We start from the raw sequence: 3,707 nt of genomic DNA on the forward strand, positions 1-3,707 counted from the left end.
ATCACCACAACCGTGTCATTGAGGCCAATCCTGAGGCGTGAGTGGGCGTTGAGGCAGCTTCCCAGTGGCTCCGCAAGGGCGAGGTGCTCGGGGAGCGTCTCACGGGTAACGAGAAAGAGGCATTGGTTGCTCACCCCAAGCGCCGGAACCACCATCCGCCGGGCAAAGGCACCATCGTAGTGATAGCTGAGTGTAGGACGGTTCATCGCCAGGTTCTCCCGCCCTCGCTCCGTACCACGATCCGCACTCTCCACCAGCACGGTGTACATTGCGACACGATCCCCGACCTTCACATTTGCCTCGGGTGCACGGCTCTCGATCACCCGTGCACAGAGCTCATGGCCCAGAATGCGCGGTGCTTGAATCTTGGGATCGCCATGTCGAAACGTCCGTAAGTCCGTGCCACAGACCGTACACGCCTCGATTTCTAGGAGCAGCTCCCCGTCTTTAGGGGCTGGTTCGGGGACATCTCTCACCTCGACCGTGGTACTTTTTTGGCCGGGTATGGGCATTCCTGTGTAGACGGCGGCTTTCATGACTACCCGCTATTATTGGCCTAACCGTGGAATGACCGCAGGGGAGGTTTTAGAGACTCTCGTGCAGACGGTAAAAAGCGCAAAAGTGAAGCCTGAGCTAAAATGAAGATCAAAGAGAGCGGAGAACAAAAAATGATGCTACTGATAACGCCCCCCGCGCTGATTTTCCTGAAGCAGGCTGCCGTCGAAAAAGCCGGAGACATCACCCGTGTCACCTACGAGCTGCTCCATGTCTCGCCCACCTACTTTATGCTGAACATACTACGTCCACAAGGTGTTCAAACGATCCTGCCCGATGATGCGAAGAGCACGATCACTGTCACCGCGACTCTGGCAGGGCATGCGGAGCTGAAGAAGCTTCTGGCGCGGGTGGACGTTGAACCCAAACCGCCCACAATCGAAAAAAAACTACCTGCTTTTTCCGAGGTCAGGATACAGACGAAAGTCGAGGGGGAAGTGGAACTCCTGCCCTATCCCGCGATTGCGATCCTCAAGGATGCGACGGCAGAGATTGGGGTGTGGACGGCAGATCAGCTTGCTGGGTATCTAAAAAGCCAGCGTCCTTTCAACTATGTCATGGTAAGTTTTGACTACTTCCTACGGGTCACTCCGCACTTCAGCCCGGATGAGAAAACAGCTCGGCTAGAGTATTTCTTGTTGCAGAAACAAAAGCCGAAGGACTCGCTTATCTCCCTGGGGACGCAGACCGTTACTGTGGGAGTCAACACCAAAATGAGCTTCCAAGGCACCCCTGCTTTTACCGAGAAACAAGAGTTCTTCGTTCGCATCAAACGCGTCACCCCCGATGACACCCTGCTCCTCCGGCGATGATCCGGTAAACTGTGGACATGTCTTTTGATGTCACAGTAATCGGAGCGGGGATGGCGGGTAGCGAGGCGGCCTGGCAGGTGGCGCAACGTGGGGCGAAGGTTCGCCTGATTGAGATGCGGCCTAAGAAGCTGACTCCGGCGCACCAGAGTGATAAAGCGGCAGAGATTGTCTGCTCCAACTCGTTTAAGTCCAACCATATTTCGAACGCGAGTGGCTTGCTCAAAGACGAGATGCGCAAGCTAGATAGTCTGATTGTGAGCTGTGCCGATGCAACATCGGTTCCCGCAGGCGAGGCACTGGCCGTGGACCGTGAGGCGTTCTCGGAGCTGGTGACCGAGCGGCTTCTGGCGCACCCGAATATCGAGTTTGTCCGCGATGAAGCCACGGAGATTCCTGCGGAGGGAAAAGTCATTATCGCCAGCGGCCCGCTCACCAGCGATGCGCTTGCGGCGCAGATTGGGCAGCTTACTGGGCGCTACGATCTCTACTTCTACGATGCCGTTGCGCCGATTGTGGATGCCAGCACGATTGACTACACGAAGGTCTTTCGGGCATCGCGGCGGGGCAAGGGGCTTGAGGCGGATACGTCGGATGACGCGGCCTATCTGAACTGCCCGATGAACAAAGAAGAGTACACTGCGCTCTCGCAGGCCATCACGGAGGCGGAGCTGGCCCCCGTGCATGACTTTGAGGACATCAAGTACTTCGAGGCGTGTCTCCCCGTCGAGGAGCTGGCGCGGCGCGGCGAGCGCACGCTCTCCTTTGGCCCGCTCAAGCCCGTCGGACTGGAAGACCCACGCACCGGGCGACGGCCCTGGGCCGTGGTGCAGCTGCGGCAGGAGAACAAGGCGGGGACGCTCTACAACCTGGTCGGCTTCCAGACCCGCATGAAGTGGGGGGCGCAGAAGAAAGTGCTCCAGCTCATCCCCGGCCTAGAGAACGCTGAGTTTGTGCGCTTTGGCGTCATGCACCGCAACACCTACATCCACTCCCCGAGCCTCCTCGACGCCACGCTTGCCTTGAAATCCGACCCACGCATTCGCTTCGCCGGTCAGATTGTCGGGGTGGAGGGCTACCTAGAGTCCGCCGCGATGGGCCTGATCGCCGGCCTCAACTCCAGCCGCACGGAGCCCATTGTCTTCCCGCAGACCACGTCGCTGGGCTGCCTGACGCACTACGTCGCTAACTACGAAGGCAAGGACTTCGCCCCGATGAACGCCAACTGGGGCATGATGCCGGTGCTAGAGGGCGATAGAATCCGCGACAAAAAAGAGCGTGGCCGCGCCATGGCCGCACGCGGCCAGCGCGACTTCGCCGAGGCAGTGGCTGCCGCAGGACTGTAGATGTAGATCGCCGATTGGAAACCGGCGTGTGCAATGGCCCTTGGCCGCAAAGCCCGTGCCGGGCTGGAGAAATGATATATGGAGTTTTTGCCTCTTCCGATCTTTGAGCGCCTCCAAAGTGCCCAGACGATCTTGCTGGCGGGAGCCGGTGGAGGCTACGATATTTTTGCGGGACTGCCACTCTACTTTGCCCTCAAGGCTCAGGGTAAGACGGTGCATCTGGCGAATCTATCTTTCACAGCGATCCATGCCACGAATGCTCGAAAACTCAGCCCCGCACTGGTACGGGTGACCGCGAAAACGGAGCCAGAGCTTTCGTACTTTCCCGAGCTACATCTCTCGCGCTGGCTGACAAAACAGGAGGGAAAGAGTGTCCCTCTCTACTGCATTCAGCGCACAGGCTCAAAGGGGATTATCCAAGCCTACCAAAAGCTCGTCGAGCACCTAGGTGGTGTGGATGCGGTAGTGCTGGTAGATGGCGGTACCGATAGCCTGATGCGGGGAGATGAGCCACAGCTAGGGACGCCGGAAGAAGACCTGGCATCACTCTTGGCGGCAGAGGCGCTGGACGGGGTGCCGAGTAAGTCTCTAGTCTGCTTGGGGTTTGGAATAGATGTTTTTCATGGGGTCTGTCACCACTATTTCTTAGAGGCAGTGGCAGAGCTAACCACGCAGAATGCCTACTTGGGGGCCTGGTCACTTCTGCCGCATCAGCCCGAAGTGCGCCAGATGGCCGATGCCTACGCCTACACACGCAAGCACATGCAGGATAGTATCGTCAACTCCTCCATTCTCGCTGCCATTGAGGGGCGATTTGGCAACTGGCATGAGACAACTCGCACCGAAGGCAGCGAGCTCTATATCAACCCGCTCATGGGGCTCTACTGGGCCTTCGACCTTCCTGCTGTGGTGAATCGCCATCTGTTTATCCGCGAGCTGACGGACTACGATGTCTGGATTGAGCTAGCCCGTGGGATATTCCAGCGCCACTTGAATG

4 protein-coding genes are annotated in these 3,707 nt (G+C 58.1%); 3 read left to right on the forward strand and 1 reads right to left on the reverse strand.

Annotated elements, in window-relative coordinates; translation table 11 throughout:
• Positions 1–536 (reverse strand): alcohol dehydrogenase catalytic domain-containing protein (locus AC1XOS_RS21020; RefSeq protein WP_481964167.1); only part of this gene is annotated, 536 nt, incomplete at its 3' end.
• A gap of 132 nt (positions 537–668) precedes the next feature.
• Between AC1XOS_RS21020 and AC1XOS_RS21025 the strand changes: the two genes are divergently transcribed.
• The 3 genes from AC1XOS_RS21025 to AC1XOS_RS21035 all read left to right on the forward strand — a co-directional run.
• The gene (locus tag AC1XOS_RS21025; RefSeq protein WP_481964168.1) at positions 669–1,367 is read left to right on the forward strand and encodes a hypothetical protein; all 699 of its coding nucleotides are present in this window, start codon (positions 669–671) and stop codon (positions 1,365–1,367) included.
• A 17-nt stretch (positions 1,368–1,384) separates the two neighbouring features.
• Positions 1,385–2,710, forward strand: coding sequence for a methylenetetrahydrofolate--tRNA-(uracil(54)-C(5))-methyltransferase (FADH(2)-oxidizing) TrmFO (gene trmFO, locus AC1XOS_RS21030; protein WP_481964169.1), 1,326 nt, complete (start codon positions 1,385–1,387; stop codon positions 2,708–2,710).
• Positions 2,711–2,788: 78 nt separating this feature from the next.
• The coding region (locus AC1XOS_RS21035) for a DUF1152 domain-containing protein (RefSeq protein WP_481964170.1) at positions 2,789–3,707 on the forward strand (919 nt) is incomplete at its 3' end.

Source organism: Armatimonas sp. (assembly GCF_964826245.1).

Excerpts from the sequence above, each read along its gene's own strand:
- AC1XOS_RS21025 (WP_481964168.1), top strand. The coding sequence starts at position 669 with ATGATGCTACTGATAACGCCCCCCGCGCTGATTTTCCTGAAGCAGGCT.
- trmFO (WP_481964169.1), top strand. The coding sequence starts at position 1,385 with ATGTCTTTTGATGTCACAGTAATCGGAGCGGGGATGGCGGGTAGCGAG.